The sequence below is a fragment of the Paenibacillus wuxiensis genome (genome assembly GCF_040195695.1).
Lineage (GTDB): Bacteria > Bacillota > Bacilli > Paenibacillales > Paenibacillaceae > Paenibacillus_B > Paenibacillus_B suaedae.
In genome coordinates, this window is sequence record NZ_JBEFZI010000008.1 from 47,196 (window position 1) to 63,550 (window position 16,355).

16 protein-coding genes are annotated in these 16,355 nt (G+C 48.0%); 5 read left to right on the plus strand and 11 right to left on the minus strand.

Going from position 1 to position 16,355, the window contains the following annotated elements; translation table 11 throughout:
• Positions 1 to 57: 57 nt before the first annotated feature.
• Both ABN764_RS19050 and ABN764_RS19055 read right to left on the minus strand, forming a co-directional pair.
• The gene (locus tag ABN764_RS19050) at positions 58 to 513 is read right to left on the minus strand and encodes a MarR family winged helix-turn-helix transcriptional regulator (protein ID WP_021255309.1); all 456 of its coding nucleotides are present in this window, start codon (positions 511 to 513) and stop codon (positions 58 to 60) included.
• 91 nt (positions 514 to 604) lie between these two features.
• Entirely contained in the window at positions 605 to 1,177 is a 573-nt protein-coding gene (locus ABN764_RS19055) for a hypothetical protein (protein WP_268625100.1), read from the minus strand.
• Between the two features lie 247 nt (positions 1,178 to 1,424).
• Here ABN764_RS19055 and ABN764_RS19060 point away from each other — a divergent pair, with 247 nt between their 5' ends.
• The 4 genes from ABN764_RS19060 (at position 1,425) to ABN764_RS19075 (ending at position 5,530) form a co-directional block, all read left to right on the plus strand.
• Entirely contained in the window at positions 1,425 to 2,072 is a 648-nt protein-coding gene (locus ABN764_RS19060) for a hypothetical protein (RefSeq protein WP_446672750.1), read from the plus strand.
• A gap of 162 nt (positions 2,073 to 2,234) precedes the next feature.
• Positions 2,235 to 3,683 (plus strand): MFS transporter, encoded by a 1,449-nt coding sequence (locus ABN764_RS19065; protein WP_446672751.1) that lies wholly within the window; start codon positions 2,235 to 2,237, stop codon positions 3,681 to 3,683.
• A gap of 24 nt (positions 3,684 to 3,707) precedes the next feature.
• Entirely contained in the window at positions 3,708 to 4,952 is a 1,245-nt protein-coding gene (locus ABN764_RS19070) for a macrolide family glycosyltransferase (protein WP_446672752.1), read from the plus strand.
• Positions 4,953 to 5,104: 152 nt separating this feature from the next.
• Complete coding sequence (locus ABN764_RS19075) at positions 5,105 to 5,530, plus strand: MarR family winged helix-turn-helix transcriptional regulator (protein ID WP_028532002.1); 426 nt, start codon at positions 5,105 to 5,107, stop codon at positions 5,528 to 5,530.
• 129 nt (positions 5,531 to 5,659) lie between these two features.
• Here ABN764_RS19075 and wsfD read toward each other — a convergent pair whose 3' ends face one another.
• The 5 genes from wsfD to ABN764_RS19100 form a co-directional block, all read right to left on the minus strand.
• The gene (gene wsfD, locus ABN764_RS19080; protein WP_446672753.1) at positions 5,660 to 7,078 is read right to left on the minus strand and encodes a glycan biosynthesis hexose transferase WsfD; all 1,419 of its coding nucleotides are present in this window, start codon (positions 7,076 to 7,078) and stop codon (positions 5,660 to 5,662) included.
• Positions 7,079 to 7,145: 67 nt separating this feature from the next.
• On the minus strand, positions 7,146 to 7,673 hold the full coding sequence (locus ABN764_RS19085; protein WP_446672754.1) for a GtrA family protein: 528 nt from the start codon (positions 7,671 to 7,673) through the stop codon (positions 7,146 to 7,148).
• Positions 7,670 to 8,686: a glycosyltransferase family 2 protein gene (locus ABN764_RS19090; protein ID WP_446672755.1), complete on the minus strand. Its 1,017-nt coding sequence runs from the start codon at positions 8,684 to 8,686 to the stop codon at positions 7,670 to 7,672. The genes ABN764_RS19085 and ABN764_RS19090 overlap by 4 nt, the downstream gene beginning before the upstream one ends.
• Before the next feature lie 225 nt (positions 8,687 to 8,911).
• Positions 8,912 to 10,009, minus strand: a complete 1,098-nt coding sequence (locus tag ABN764_RS19095; RefSeq protein WP_446672756.1) for a serine hydrolase domain-containing protein — start codon at positions 10,007 to 10,009, stop codon at positions 8,912 to 8,914.
• A gap of 105 nt (positions 10,010 to 10,114) precedes the next feature.
• Positions 10,115 to 11,305 (minus strand): anhydro-N-acetylmuramic acid kinase, encoded by a 1,191-nt coding sequence (locus ABN764_RS19100; RefSeq protein WP_446672757.1) that lies wholly within the window; start codon positions 11,303 to 11,305, stop codon positions 10,115 to 10,117.
• A gap of 399 nt (positions 11,306 to 11,704) precedes the next feature.
• Between ABN764_RS19100 and ABN764_RS19105 the strand changes: the two genes are divergently transcribed.
• On the plus strand, positions 11,705 to 12,142 hold the full coding sequence (locus tag ABN764_RS19105; RefSeq protein ID WP_446672758.1) for a hypothetical protein: 438 nt from the start codon (positions 11,705 to 11,707) through the stop codon (positions 12,140 to 12,142).
• Between the two features lie 73 nt (positions 12,143 to 12,215).
• Here ABN764_RS19105 and ABN764_RS19110 read toward each other — a convergent pair whose 3' ends face one another.
• The 4 genes from ABN764_RS19110 to ABN764_RS19125 form a co-directional block, all read right to left on the minus strand.
• Positions 12,216 to 13,403, minus strand: coding sequence for a trans-sulfuration enzyme family protein (locus ABN764_RS19110; protein WP_446672759.1), 1,188 nt, complete (start codon positions 13,401 to 13,403; stop codon positions 12,216 to 12,218).
• Positions 13,404 to 13,565: 162 nt separating this feature from the next.
• Positions 13,566 to 14,240, minus strand: coding sequence for a serine/threonine-protein kinase (locus ABN764_RS19115; protein ID WP_446672949.1), 675 nt, complete (start codon positions 14,238 to 14,240; stop codon positions 13,566 to 13,568).
• A gap of 270 nt (positions 14,241 to 14,510) precedes the next feature.
• Positions 14,511 to 14,783 (minus strand): transcriptional repressor, encoded by a 273-nt coding sequence (locus ABN764_RS19120; RefSeq protein WP_021255323.1) that lies wholly within the window; start codon positions 14,781 to 14,783, stop codon positions 14,511 to 14,513.
• 50 nt (positions 14,784 to 14,833) lie between these two features.
• Complete coding sequence (locus ABN764_RS19125; RefSeq protein WP_446672760.1) at positions 14,834 to 16,303, minus strand: catalase; 1,470 nt, start codon at positions 16,301 to 16,303, stop codon at positions 14,834 to 14,836.
• Between the last annotated feature and the right edge of the window lie 52 nt (positions 16,304 to 16,355).

A 16,355-nucleotide genomic window follows, 5' to 3' on the forward strand; every position in this document is an offset into this window, starting at 1 on the left:
AGGAGGCGCGGACATTCTCATGTCCATAATTCCATCCAGCATCATGTGATGCTATTATTACTCCCCAACTTGTGATATTTCATCCAGATTGAGGTTGACTTGCTGACAGATGTGAATGAAATGAAGCAACTCTTCATCCGGTATACCTTCGAAGAAGCGTGAGAACACAATCTCTCGCTGGATTTCTACCGCCTTGACCTTCTCATGCCCGGCTTCTGTAAGCTCCAAATAATTAATGCGACGATCAAGTGCATCTCGATTGCGTGTAACATATTGCAGTAAGGTGAGCTTATCGGTTATGCCCGTCACGGCTCCCGGTGTCAAGCGAAGCTCCTTTGCTACATCTGTTACTTTCATTGCCCCATTGCGAAATAGAAGATTCAGTACTGCAAATTGAGTCATATTCACATTGAGGTTATGCAGTTCCAAATGCCGATCCCATTGGGCGCGCATCCCACGCAACATAGAGCGGAAATTCATCTGCAATTGGAGCAGTTGTTCACGATTAGGCAAACTGTCACGTCCTTTTCTATCGTCCTATCTAACACACCAATCCTAGCATGAACCTAGCAATCGGCAACAAATAAGCTCATCTTACTCTGTACTAAAGTTTCAGCCCAAAGCGGAACTTCCAGCCATCTTCTAAGAACTTCACTTCTTTTACTTTAACCAAATGCGGCAGCTCTGACGATAGGGAAAATTCCTTCGTCTGCAATGACAGCCATGAGAGAGGGATTGAAATGTCCTTCACGCGGGCATCAGTCGGCACTACACGTACTGATTGACTGCTATCAATCCACTCCAATTGGAATGTAATCTTGAGCTCTGCTTGAACATAAGAGATAGGCTCCAATTGAATCGTTGCTTCCAATTCATTGTTCGCAAGCTCTGTCTTCATCCCACTAATATTCCACTTTTCCTTCAACGAGCGATAAGGTTCTGTCTCCTGCATATGCTTGGATACCAGTCCATTAATCTCTTCTTCGCTAAATTGTATCGTAAGAGAACGATTGTGTACGATTTGCTCCAAACGTTCTGACAAGGACACATCCACTTGAGGAGGCCAGCCTAATACCGTGGTCGGTTGAATGTAAAAATACGCCGCTCCAGCAAGCAGAATAAACAATACGATGACCGTCAACAATCCACGGCGCAGCCATTTCCACAATGTCTTCACTCTTATCATTCCTTCCAAAATATTGTTTCACTACCATGTGAACCGGTTACATACTAAACAAGGCGGGGGAACATTCCTTATGTCACCTATAAATGATACCTTCATGTCCTCATCGCAAACTTCAATATTCTAGAGAAGCCTAACATAAAGTTGGTATCTGACAATAAGTCCAGTAACCAGTAATCGGAATGTTCACCTTAGCAGTAAACCATACCATTGTATAACCATGAGAGAGGAGAATTCAATAATGAAGAAATTAGTGGCAGTGATGGCTATGACTTTAACGTTCAGTACGATAGCTGCAACAGGAGCATTTACAGCACAAGCAGCAGATACAACTGGAGTTGTTACGACAGAAATCGTGTCGATAGACCTGAAACAAAACACGACTCTCTATGATTCGATCAGCGGTAAAAAAGTAGGCCTCTTGGAGCCCCAGGTGATTTCAATTGAAGCAGCATCGAAGGATGAGCACAATACGACTTGGTATCGGGTGTTTACATGGATGGGAACAGCGTGGATGAAAGACCCGAATGCCTACTCCAAACTCGTTGCAGTCGGCCCCAATACAACCATATATAACGTGCCCAACGGCAAGCAGACGGGCAATCTTGCAGCGCAGACACTTCCTATTATCAATGAGCAAATTGATGAGTCCGGATTTACCTGGTATCAGATCAATAGTTATCAAGGCAAAGCATGGATACTAAATCCAGAACAAAGCCAGCGTGTCAAGTTAACAGCAATAACTCCACTCTATCAAGCCATTGATGGCAAGAAGGTTGGAGAATTGAAGCCGCAGACGGTAAGCGTGCGTACAGTGAAATATGATGCAAAAGGAAAGCGCTGGGTGAATATCCCGACTTGGAAGGGAAACCTGTGGATCAGATGGTAATCTGCAGCTCCTGCTAAGTGAATATCCAAATTTACAGGTATTGACATAAATAATTGTTGTGAATATAATAGTCGTAGCAACTATCTAGGACGACGAAGAGACATAACCATTGTATTGCATCCATACATAACGGTTATGTCTCTTTTTACCCAATTAGTTGCTATGACTACTATTGTCAAGGCAATTATAAATTTTGAACGGAGGTGTGTCGGAATTCGTTCTGCAGACACCGGAATTTTTCAAGTTCCGTATCGGGCGTTGACAATCGGCATCATACTCATTTTATCTACTGTCGCCTTCGAGGGTCTCGCCATTACTACCATAGCTCCCACACTCGCACACAGTCTGCAAGGCATCCATTTGTACGGCTGGATCTTTAGTACCTTCTTATTATTTCAACTTATCGGTTCCATGGTTATCGGCAAACAAATTGATCGGCATGGCGTAATTGCATCCGTTCTCGTCTCTTTCTCTATCTTTGTCATTGGCATCATCACAGCTGCTCTCTCCTTCCATATGTATATGCTCATTGCAGGAAGAGCATTGCAGGGTTTTGGTGCTGGCTCCCTCGTCACCTGTGTCTATTACATTGTAACGATTCGATACCCGGATTCGCTGCGCACCTCTATATTGGCAGCTTTCTCAGCCGCTTATGTTCTTCCTGCATTAATCGGACCTTATGTCGCAGGCCTCATCTCGATCTATTTATCGTGGCGATTCGTGTTTTGGCTCGTGCTCCCTCTTATCGTGCTCGCACTCTGTATGACACTGCCTTCTTTCCGGAGCATACAGAAATCAAACAGTTCCGAGATCAGGGGCGGGCGCAAAGAGTTATACGCAATACTGCTCGCTATCGGAACAGGATTGCTGCTGACCGGGTTAGGCCGAATTACGGATTGGTTAGGCGTAGTGCTCACCGGAATTGGGATTGCCATTATGGTACATCCGCTCCGTCGTCTGCTGCCTCAGGGAACATTCACGGTAACGCGTGGTCTCCCTGCCATCATCGTAACCCGAGCACTCTACATCGCCTGCTATTTCGCAACGGAGAGCTATGTCGTGCTCGGATTAACGAAGGTGAGAGGAATAACTGAGGATCTCGCGGGTCTAATCGTAGCAGCTGGGGCATTAAGTTGGTCTGGCGCCGCATGGGTGCAAGCTCGCCTTGACCGACATGACCTAGGCGAAGGCCGACAGAGGAGAATTCGGGTTGGCTTATGCATCATGATTGTGGGTGTCTCGCTTGTGCTCACTTCCATTGGACTGTCAGGCGGCGGCGTTGCTCTCGCCATGATCTCGCAGGTCTTTACCGGATTTGGAGTCGGGCTAGCCACCCCAACAATTGGGGCAGTTGCTCTGCAGCTGGCTGAGGAAGGCAAGGAGGGCGAGGTATCCGCCACACTCCAATTCATCGATTCATTCAGCATAGCTGTAAGCATAGGGATAAGTGGGGCCCTTGTAGCTCTAAGTGAAAGCCTGCAATTGGGAATCTTCACGGGTGTCATGATGACATTGGTTCTACAACTCTGCTTCGTTGTTCTCAGTTTCGTTACGTCTTTCCGCATTACGATGAAAGCCCACAGCATTGTACAGTCACATTCATCAATGTAGTATCCATTATTGGAGGTGGACGATTTGGCACGTGCATTGGTTGTCATTACTCCTGCTGAAGGACATGTGAATCCATCGTTAGGTTTGGTTCAGCAGCTCGTAAAGTGTGGCGAGGAAGTCACTTATGTGTGCACTGAGGAATATCGCAAACGGATTGAAGCCACAGGTGCAAAGGTCATTACTTACACGTACGCCCGGGGATCATTTGCGGATGATCCGATATTGAAGCCGAAAGTTTACAAGCATCCTTACCAATTTATTCATTTCATCCTGCGCGGCATGATTGAACCTATCATTCCAGAGGTTCTTGCTCTCACTGAGCAGGGCTCTTACGACTATTTGATTTATGATTACTTATTAGGCGGCTGGGGCGGACAAATCATTGCAGAGCGTCTTGGTATCCCTGCTGTATGCTCCATCACTTCGTTCGTATTCGTGAAACCGCTCGGAGCAGAACAACTGATGACCGAGCAGGAGGAGCAGGAAATTCAGGCAATTTATGATTCCTCGATGGAGATCGCAAGGCAATTAGCGGATCGCTATCAACTATCCGCCCCTGACATGTCTGATATTTTCAACGCATATGGAGAGCTGAAGGTCGTGCATCTCAGCCGTGATTTGCAGCCAAATGCAGAATTGCTGGACGACAGCTATGTGTTCACTGGCTCATCCATCGTACCGCGCATGGATGCCCCAACCTTTACATTGGATCGAAGCCAGCTTCCTTATGCACATACCGTCTATATCTCGCTAGGCAGCATTTTGAACAACAACATTGAATTTTACAAGCTATGCTTTGAGGCTTTTCGCAATGAATCCATTACATTCATTTTAGCCTGTGGCAAAGAGACAAATATGGAGCCGCTTGCTGACTTGATTCCAGACAATTTCATTATTAAACCCTACTTGCCGCAATTGGAAGTGCTGCAGCAAGTGGATGTCTTCATTACACATGCCGGCATGAACAGCACAAGTGAAGCCTTATACTACGATGTGCCGCTCGTCATGATCCCATTAACGTCCGATCAGCCTATGGTTGCAATGCAAGTGAAGAACCGGGGAGCTGGAGTTATCGTGGATCATCAAGGTCTCACGCCAGAAGTGCTGCGGAGCGCACTACTCGAAGTGCTGCATACCCCTTCCTATAAGCAGCAAGCCCATGCCATCGGCAAGTCTCTTCGCGAAGCAGGAGGATATGAACGGGCTGCCGAGATCGTCATGAGCGTTGTTGGGAAGGCAGCAGCACAGCCCTTGCGGACACGGAAGTAACCCCTGATTCGTCGCTCAATCGACAACTGTCCCGCTTCATTGACACGTTATTTGTCCTTACCTATAATGGTCATAACAACGATAGGGGTTGTTCAAAGTATGCGTATTTGAACAACTATAATAACGATGTGAATGAATCTGGGGGTCCGCATTTGGAATTAGAAAAGTATATCGGAGTCATTGTTCATCGGGCAGATTTGAAGCTTACGAATTATTATCAGAAGGTTGTAAATCCTTTTGACATCACTGTCGACCAATGGGAAATTTTAGTGGTGTTGTGGGAGCAAGAAGGAATCACACAGAAGGAACTCGCTGAGCGGCTGCATAAAGACCAGACGAATGTAGCTCGCATGCTGTTCAAGCTCGAGAAAAAAGGCTTTATCTATCGAGTAACGCATGAGTCGGATCGCAGATCACTTCGTGTATACTTGACTGTCAAAGGCCGAGAAATCAAAGAAGACATTCTTGCCCCATCCATTGAAGCTTACCAGAAAACAATTGAGGGATTAACAGAGGAAGAAGTGGAAACATTCCGCAGAATCTTGTCCATTATGCATAACAATGTTAAGGATTTATAACAGATTAGGCAGTATAAAAATCCCCTCGGAGTTCCGTAGCTGCATCATCGATATCTCACGATGTGCAGCTGCGGCCCGAGGGGATTTTCCCTATGCGCAGCTATATCAATGACTGTATTTCGTCCACTATTACAACTCCGGCGAACGGTCGAATATTCGGCGCACCTGTGACACGATCCAAATGACCGTAAATACGATCATAATATCGAAGCTCACATTGAACAGGAATAAATGCTTGCCCAGATCTGCTTCCCCATCGCCGACAAGCGGCACCGCAACCGAGATAATCGCTATCAAGGCTACGATGAGTGTGACATCCAGCATCTGGCGCTTATATTTATTCCGAATGTACTCCTTCAGCACGATGCCAATGTATAGTACAAAGAAGATGAAGAAGAAGGTAAAGTTCTTCGGAATTAGTTTCTTCTTGCCCTCACTCCAAGTACTGTAGGTATACGATAGTGCGCCGCGTGGCTCACCCAATTCCTTCTCATAGCTCCCTAGGTAATAAGGACGAATGAATGTCGCCTGCGCAGCGGCAGCCTCAAGCTTGTCAATGATCCGACCTGGATGACGCAAGTAGTAGCCAACAATGTCCATATGTCCAAGTCTGGAGTAAACATGCTCCGTAAGCTCAGGCGCATCCTGCTTAATCGGGACATCGGATTGAAAATAGTTCGTTCCAGCGAGAACCGCATATTTCTGAGGGATGCCTAGTGCATCCATGTCCTCTGACACGTGAGGAGAATCTTTTAAAATTCCGAAAAAGATCGTCTGATATAAATTGATTTGTTTTAACTCTTTAGGCGCGAATACATAGATGAGCGCAGTTGTCGCGATCATGAAGGCTGCTCCCCCAGCTATTACCCGCTTCCAAGCTCGATTCGGCCGCTTTTTGTACAATCGAAGCCCATATAAAGCAAACACCAAGCCAACCGGCGCATTTTGAATCTTGGAGGCTGCCAATATAAACGCGCAGACAAACAATAGGACTAGCCAAGTGAGTGAAGGATGCTGCTGCCTTGCCAAAGTAACCGCAATCGCCGTGGACAACAATAGAAACAGCAGGGAAACCGACTCACCGAAAAAGGAATGAAAATAACCGACATATCCAATATCGAAAAACATGAACAGCACACAGAGCGCTGCTGTGATTTGCAGCCACCGCTTGCCTGCACACGCGTAGCGGACAATGACGAACAGTGTGCTTAATAGCAGCAATGAATATACAATGCCCATTGCCTGCATCGGGAAATAGGATGGATTGAGCACCCGTCCAAGCAGCCCTGCAATGAAGACAAACAACACCTGCGAAGACGCATAATTGACAGCAAATGGGCCGTAATCATATTTGGAATGACTAAATCCGAAATATTTGTCCTCATATGTAAACGTGTCATTAAGCGGCGATATCCCCCCGCTCCGCACGATACGATCAAAGTCTCCGTTATCTGCTACTCCGATATAAGGCGAAGTAAACAAAATGCATGTTAAAATGATAGCACCGATTAGAACGGAACCCCAAGATACCCAATCTTTTCGTTTCATGCCAAGAATCACTCTCCTAACTAAAAAGAATAGCACTTCCCCGAGATGGGGAAGCGCCTCATTTCATTTATTGGCGTTCAGCACTGCGGTAGTTGTCATAGTCCTCTCCGTGTTGTCCGTCGCTCGCTCGCACCACACGGGATGAAGGCTCAGATGCTGACGATGGTGCGGCGAAGGTAATCAGTCGATGGAGAACAAACGAAGTTACGGTGTAAGCACCCGCTTCGCATAACACAATCAGCGATTGCTGCCATGATTGCGGCAGCGAGCCTAACAGCCCCGTAACCAGCGCCGAGAATGCAGGATGAAGCAGCACGTAGGCTGCTGCATAACAGAGCAAGGAAATAACAAGGAACCGAATGAAGCTGCTGAGCTGCGCCCCCTCGTATTGGAACGTAAAGCGGCGATTGAGCACATAACTGCACAGCACCCCTATGGTGTTCCCGACAAATGTCGATGCGAAGTGATCCCATCCAGCAAGGTGCATCAGTGCATAAATAAGCCCAAGTCCAATGCATGTGTTAATCACGCCGACAACCGCATAGCGGCTGAATAATCCCAGCCAGCCCTTCCTGGCCGCTTGCTCACGGCTCATCGGTTCACCTCTACACGCTGGGCACCCGGCCAGGAAGGCTGCGCCTCATTCTGTGCCACGTATGCGTCAGACAGCACCGTCTCCACAATATAGGGTGGTCTGCGTTTTACTTCATTATATATCTTCCCGATGTACTCTCCGATCACACCTAACGCCAGCAGCTGAATGCTGCCGATGAACCATAGCGAGAACATCAATGAAGCCCAGCCGGACACGGTATGTCCTGTCAGCTTGGAAATAAGCGTGTAGCCTCCGGCAATAATACTCGCTCCCAGGCTGATGAAGCCAAGCATTGTAACAAAGCGCATAGGTTTGATGCTGAACGACGTAATGCCATCCCATGCAAAAGACAGCATCTTGCGAAGCGGATACTTCGATTCACCTGCAACACGCTCCATACGGTCATAGGCAACTGTTGTAGAACGGAATCCGATCAGCGGTACGATTCCTCGCAAGAACAAGTTCACTTCATGGAATTCGCTCAAGTGTTCTACAGCCCTCCGGCTCATAAGGCGATAATCTGCATGGTTGTATACCAATGGGATACCCATCTTGCGCATCACTTTATAGAAGGATTCAGCACTCCAGCGCTTGAACCATGTATCTGTTGCTCTGCTGTTGCGAACACCGTATACGACCTCGTATCCCTCATGAAACTTGCGTACGAATTCTCGAATGGCTCCGGTATCGTCTTGAAGATCGGCGTCTAGCGACACGATGCAGTCCGCATGCTCCTTCGCGTACATAAGTCCGGCTAACAGCGCCTTCTGATGGCCGGCATTGCGAGCAAGCTTCAATCCGCAAATAACAGGGTGAGCAGCGCGGGCCTTCTCGATCTGCTGCCACGTTCCATCTCGGCTCCCATCATCTACAAGCACGATACGGCTGTCGGCTGATACGAGCTGATCCCGTTCGAGTCCCTTCAGCAATTCGATGAGTACGGGTGTCGTAATTGGCAAGGCCTCCTCCTCGTTATAGCAAGGAATGACCATATAAAGAATCGGTAATGTCATCGTAGTACCCCTTTTACATTGAAAATACGACATATTTCCACATACAGCTGATTTCCATTATATCCTATATCATGAAATATGCATAACCAAAATGATAACTTGGCTCATCTATTATAGCGAAAGACAAAACCGCCTGCCGAACGCTCAAAGCGAACAGCAGGCGGTTTTAGACGAAAATCGTGATAAAGGGACGTGAATTCTCCGTTTCATGCCGACAAATCAACTTTATTCTGTGATTGCTGCTAGGACGGCTTCATGAAATTGGCGTCGCAGTTCTGATATACTCTTATCCCGTCCATAATGCACGCGATTGGTAAGCAGCACCACTACGATATCCCTTTCAGGATCGATCCATATGCTTGTACCCGTAAAGCCTGTATGACCGAAGCTGGAGGCTGACCATCCTGTTCCAGCAAAATCAGCGGTATCTCCTTGCAGCACCCAACCGAGTCCTCGCTTTGCATTGGGTATATTGGAAGTCTGACAACGGAGCGCCTCTTGAATGACGCGGTCAGACAGCAAATTGCCCTCCGCTCCATGCAGCTCAGCCTTGCTTACCCATAAGCGGGCATAACGCACTAGATCGCGCGCAGAAGCGAACAGCCCTGCGTTTCCGGCGACGCCGCCCAACGCAGCTGCATTCTCATCATGAACCCGTCCCCAGCAATGCTCCTCTAGCCGCGAATCATATTCCGTAGCCGCTATTCGTGAGCGAGCCTCCTGTGGGGGATTGAAGCCGCTGTCCACCATGCCGAGCGGCTTCAACAGCATGCGTTCCACCGCTGAAGCCAGTGACTCTCCGCATACGCGCTCTATAAGTCTACCGAGCACAATATAGCCGAGACAACTATACTGACAGCCTGCTCCCGGCGGATACTCTACTTCCATACGATCCAGATGGCGAGCAATCTCATCAGGTGACCACCCATCTGAATACAGATCCCGATGAGGAGGCAGGCCTGAAGTATGTGCGAGCAACTGGCGAATCGTAATCGAATCTTTTCCATTGCCGCTGAACTCGGGCATGTGCATGGCCACAGGATCATCCAAGTTAAGCTTATCTGACTCAACCAGCATCAATAGTAACGGGAGTGTCACGACAATTTTCGTCAAGGAAGCACAATCGTATATGGTATCAATCGTGACTGGTATTCTATGCTTATCTGTATCCACTGCATGGCCCCTAGCATACTCGAACGCATGACCACCGTACCAAATAAGCGAGACGGCCCCTGGAATATCTCCACTCGTTATTGCATCATCAATCAGCGCGCAAGCATCCTGAAACTGTGCGTTGTTCGCACCAAGACGACCTTCCGGCATCGCCCAATCCCCCCACAGCATTGTGATGAATCTTAGAACGCAATCGTAAGTCCTATTACCGAGAAATTCTCATCTACTTCATAGCAATCATAGCTATGGATTGGATTATGGCATGGCCAGCTTGCCCATAATGGTTGGACGCACAGCTCCGGTAACACGAGGCAAATTATTCGGAATCCCGTGTATAAAATCATTTGCAAGCAGGGCGAATGCGATCGCTTCCTTCGCATCTCCCGGCAATCCCATCTCATCAGAGGCTGTCACCTTCTGTTCCGGCAGCTCTTCCGCAAGCCAGCGCATCAGGGTTGCATTGCGTGCTCCCCCTCCGCTGACAATAACATCTCGTATGCGGTGTTGAGGAAATACAAACTGCCGATAGGCATCCGCAATCGTGCGGGCCGTCAATGCGGTGAATGTCGCAACGATATCCTCAGCCGACAGCCCCAGCATTCTGCCATGCTCGATCCAATGCAGCGCATAATCCGTACCGAACATCTCACGTCCAGTCGTCTTCACTGGCGGCTCGGCGTAGTATGGATGTGCAAGCAATTCATCCAGCAGCTCGGTATTCGCCTGGCCGCGTGACGCCCATTCCCCATTGCGGTCATACCCATATGCCCCGCCCGATAATTGATAGATGGCTTGATCGATCAGCATATTGCCGGGACCCGTATCGAAGGCAGTCACCGTACTCTGATCCCCGCCAGCAGGAAGAATCGTACAATTGCCAATTCCGCCAATGTTCTGCGCAATTCTGCCCACTTCCGAGTCTCGCAGCAACAGATAGTCCGCATACGGCGTTAATGGTGCTCCCTGTCCGCCAACTGCCATATCCGCCGGCCGATAATCTCCGATAACGGGGACACCCGTATGCTTGGCAATGATTGAGATATCCCCAATTTGTAGAGTGGAAGGAACCGCACATCGATCTGCCTTATCTACGACAGGCTGGTGCCAGATTGTCTGGCCGTGGGAGCTGATGAAATCGACGTCCTCCATCGAGATTCCAGCATTGCTTGCCGCCTCGCGCGCCGCCTGTGCCAGCATTTCCCCCATATAGGCATTCATGATACATATTTCTTCTGTACTCGTTCCGCCTCTTGTACACAATCTTTTCAGTCGCTCTCGAAGCTCATCATCATATTCCTTGCAATGAAAGGCGATCATATCTGCCCGAGACTCTACTCCCGCCCCCTGAATGGAAACGACTGCGGCGTCAATCCCGTCGAGTGAAGTACCTGACATTAGTCCGATGATAATATGTTCCGATTTTACAGCTAATGATCGTGTGCGCAATCTTTCTCCTCCTTAGAAACTCCAATTCACTACATAAGTATGTAAACGCCTTCATGAATAATTGCTGCTGAATCCATTAAGCCCTATCTTTTTGCGAGAACATGTCATTTTTGTCCTCTTTTCTTATTATACGCTTCTGAAATTTTATTTCAATTTATGATATAATAATAGAATTATCATTCCAATGAATCTCATAGGGATGGGCTCACGCAGATCGAAAAGAGCCATGTTGAAGAGTAATTTCAACAATTATTAGAACATTCTGCTTCAGCTCGTACATTTCTCATGTAACCAATTGCTCCTCGTAACACAATTGACACATTGTATTTCTGATCCTGACAGATTATAATCTATCCAAATCAATCCAAGAGATTTTCATCACACTAAGGAGCTGATTGTATGAATTTCCCTTCTCTTCAGGATATTGAGTCCCTTGAGAGAGACGAACAAATTGATACCATAAAGAAGCTGCGTCTAAGCAATCGTATTCATGAAATGGCAGAAGGCTTCGGGTTCAAGAGCTCTTCGATGTATTACAATTGGTTGAAAAAGCTGCAAATTTATGAGGATCTATGCGGGAAAAAAAGTGTATTCAATCCGATTATGCCTCGATCATCCAACGAGTCGCTGCTTGCAAACGCAAGCTATACGCTCCGAGATGAAACGGGCAGCTTCTCTCCGGCTTCTCACCAAGTTGTACTATCCCAAGAAGAGATGAAGTTCAAGTATGACTTAGCAGCTTCAGGATCACAGGCTGCTACCTTGCTGCGCAAGATTGCAGCCTACATCGAAGATGAGGAGAGCGAGTTCACAATTACCCTCTGTATCGAAAAATGATGGCTGCAACGCAAAAAGAACTGGACGCGTCAATATGCGCAGCCAGTTCTTTTGTGTTTATATACCTCTAATTCTACGATAGTCCCAATTGTTCGAAGGAGCGGCGCATATCCTGAATGAGCAGTTCAGGATCCTCAAGTCCTGCGTACAGCCGTACGAGGACAAGCTCTTCTCCCTCTTGCCCTGCTAGTGGACGAACAACCTGCACTAAGCTCTCATAGCCACCCCAGCTGACCCCGATTCGGAACATTTGCAGCCGATCTGCCCATGTCAGCACCTGCTCAAGCGGAAGCGCCATCTCGAAGGAGAACAAGCTCCCGTACCCACTCATTTGCTGCTTCGCCAACTCATGCTGCGGATAAGTAGTCAGTCCGGGATGATTTACTCGTGCAATGTACGGAAGCTCATCCAAATACGCAGCCACAGCAAGACCATTCTGCTGCAGCCGCTCCATACGCAGTGGGAGCGTGCGCAGTCCGCGCATCGCAAGACATGCTGTCTGCGGCGTCATTATTCCGCCGTATAACAGAAATTCTTGGCGTCCGATTTCTTGCAGCCGTTCATGTGAGCCGATAATAACCCCAGCCATAATATCACTATGTCCGCCAATATATTTCGTCAAGGAATGAACCACCAAGTCAATACCGAGTTCCAGCGGATTCTGGAATATCGGAGTCGCCCACGTATTATCAATGATCGTTGTCGCTCCGATTCGCTTGGCGAGCTCTGCACATGCACGCAGATCCTGAAGTCGAATCGTCATGCTTGTTGGGCTCTCGAGATATAACATCGAAGTATTCGGCCGAACAGCGGCTTCTATACTCTCAATCGATTCCCCATTCACGAATGTCGTCTCAATCCCGAAGCGGTGCAGGTAATTGCCAAGCATTTCACGAGTCGGCCCATAGACATGATCCACACAGATGACGTGATCACCGGCCTTCACCGCTGACATAATGGCCGCAGAGATCGCCGCCATTCCTGAAGCGAAGCAGCGTGCTGCTTCTCCTCCCTCCAGCAGTGCCAACCGATGCTCTAATTCATTGACGCTCGGATTGTTGCCGCGCGAGTAGAGATGGTGCTCTAGCGGAGAATCCAGTGCCTCATAAAATTCCTTGTGGCATGAAAAGGTAAACAGACTGTTCTGATACATCGGCATTGTAACTGCGCCGAAATGCCGTTCATCGTGACAATCATGCACGACTACTGTTTGCTTGTCCCACTTCTTGTCTGAAGACAGGCCTTGTCTCTCGGTTGACATGATCTTATCGTTCCCTTCGCGGCAATAATGACTACATTTATATTGCACCATACTGAGGCATGCCAGCCCTATATCTGACACCGTGTATGGACATTGCTAAATATGAAACCCCTAGTACTATGACTTTCTACTACCCATGTATTTTCCTTCCCGCTCGCATAATCAGTTCTTATCGCAGCCCGTCGCAGCCGCGCGTCTACGGTAAATCTGGTAGCTTTTGCGAAGCAGCTCAAGCAGCCACTCCGGAACCGGCACTCCCCACTTCAAGCCTAGCGGTTTGTACAACAACCGATATGCCCGCTTGAAATCTCCCCACATGCGGTCAGGCTGCGGGATCAGAAAATCGGATACATCCACGACATACCCTTTGCCACAATCATTGGTGACATTTTTGCCATGAATATCTCTTGGGGTCAACCCTCGTGCGGATGCATACTCCAGCGCTTCATCAATATCGTCCAATACCGATTGTGGTATCGATATCCCGTGCCGGAGGCAGTGATACAGCGTTACCCCAGGTAGCCGCTTCAATATCAAATATCCTTGCCCGACGTAATAACATTCCGAATAGGCAGGATGCTTGCCCAGACGTCGATATACTTCCGCTTCGTCGTCCAACCCCCTCCTACCTGCTGCATACACTTTTACGGCAACAGAGGCATATTGCTTATGGCTGAAGACGACCGCATAATTCCCTGCGCCAATAACCTCCCAATCCACCGGTGTATTGGACACTTGAACGGGGTCGTCCCCATTCAGACTGCGAATGTCTGCTGCAGGCAGCAGAACAAGCTCAATCTGCTCTATTAGCGACTGAAGCTGCTCTGGATTAAGCATCAATACCCATTTCTCCTTCTAATCATTGACCATGTGCAACCCAAGCGAAACGCATTTCTCCCCTTAATATACCATATCGCCGGTCTTCGAGCGCTATCATCAGATGCCCCAGATCCAAAAAAATGGGAGCCTCTTTTTGCAATCTAATTGGGAGCAGCCAAGGAATACATCAGGGTATGGTCACGCAAAAAAAGGATAGGGACTCAGATATAAATCTGAGCCTCTATCCTTCCTCATGTAAATGATAAAATCCATCAAGGATTCAAGTACTTATTTGGCAATGCATTCATACCGCTTCGAGGTGTGATCTTCATTCAGTTCACGCACGATACCGTTCTTAACAAAATATTTCAAGCTGCAATATACCGTAGAGAGTGAAATGCGCTTCGTGGTCGCACGCATTCCAATATAAATTTCAATCGCGGTTGCGGGGGACTTGGCTTGATTAACGAACGATAAGACCGCTTCTCTCTGCTGTGTTAAATGTACGGGTTCTCGCTTACTGTCAGATTGTACGAATGAGATCATCGAATTGCGATTCATGGGGGTCCCTGCCTTTCTTATCGTTGTTTTCATCGTTACTTAAGAGCATGTTATGAGTTCATATGCTGTGTGTGCGCACTTACGTCAATCCCAAGGCAAGCCGCAATTCGGGCACCATAGCCCGCATCGGCACGGAAGAAGTTGCACAATGCGCGCATTTGAACCTCAGGTCTAACCTGCTTGAGGTCGTTCACCAAGTTCGCAATCAATCGCGATTGCTCCTCTGGGGTTAAGCTGCGATACTTATCGCCAGCCTGCCCGAAGTCATTCGTCTTGTTAATCGTACGCCGCATCGTCGTGCCGTCGAGGAGCATTTCGCTCTCTGCGTATTGCCCTCCAGCTTCAACATATGCGCCGGGATGGCTGTTCGGTTCATAGTTAATTGGAGACGGATCCTGATTCACATTCATGGCTCCATCGCGCTGATGGTTCCGAACTTGGGCAAACGGGCAATTGACTGGTATTTGCAAATAGTTTGTCCCTAGACGGTGGCGCTGTGTATCCGGATAAGAGAACAAGCGGCCTTGCAGCAGCTTATCTTCCGATGGCTCGATGCCAGGTACCAGTACGCTTGGCGAGAAGGCAGACTGTTCTACACTTGCGAAGAAGTTCGCTGGGTTCTCGTTCAATGTCATCCGCCCTACCCTCATCATCGGCACGAGCTCTTCCGGCCATACCTTCGTAGGATCAAGCGGATCGAAATCAAAATTATTTCCTTGCGATGGCTCCATCATTTGCACATACAAGTCCCATTCTGGGAAGTCTTCTGCTTCGATCGAATCATACAGATCACGAGTAGCGTGGTTGAAATCCTTCGCTTGAATTTGCTCCGCTTCTTCTGCAGTCAGGCTGCGCACACCTTGAAGTGATTTCCACGTATATTTCACATAGACAACCTTGCCTTCCTCATTCACCCATTTGAAGGCGTGTACGCTAAATCCGTCCATTTCTCGATAATTCGCCGGGATACCCAGGTCTGAGAATAACCATGTCAACATATTGGTCGATTCAGGAGACAGCGACATGAAGTCCCAGTAATGATCTGGTGTTTGGATATTCGTATGTGGAGCCGGCTTCAGGGAGTGCACCATATCCGGGAACTTAATCGCATCCCGAATAAAGAACACAGGCAGGTTATTGCCTACTAAGTCATAATTGCCTTCGGTTGTATAGAACTTCACAGCGAATCCGCGTGGATCGCGAAGCGTCTCAGGAGATGTCCCTCCATGGATGACCGTAGAGAAACGCACGAATACCTTCGTCTCAATGGAAGGATCCTGCAAGAAGGCTGCCTTTGTATATTTAGACATGCTTTGATACGGACGAAACACACCGAACGCCCCTGCACCGCGAGCATGGACGACACGCTCAGGAATACGTTCTCGATCGAAATGCGCAAGCTTCTCAATGAGATGGTAATCCTCCAACAACACTGGACCGCGCTGTCCAGCTGTTTTTGAGTTTTGATTATCAGCTACTGGGGCGCCTTGATTTGTTGTCAGTTTCGTCGGGTTACTCAATAATATCGCCTCCGCATGTTTTTATTTTATGTTTTAAATAATAATTATTATT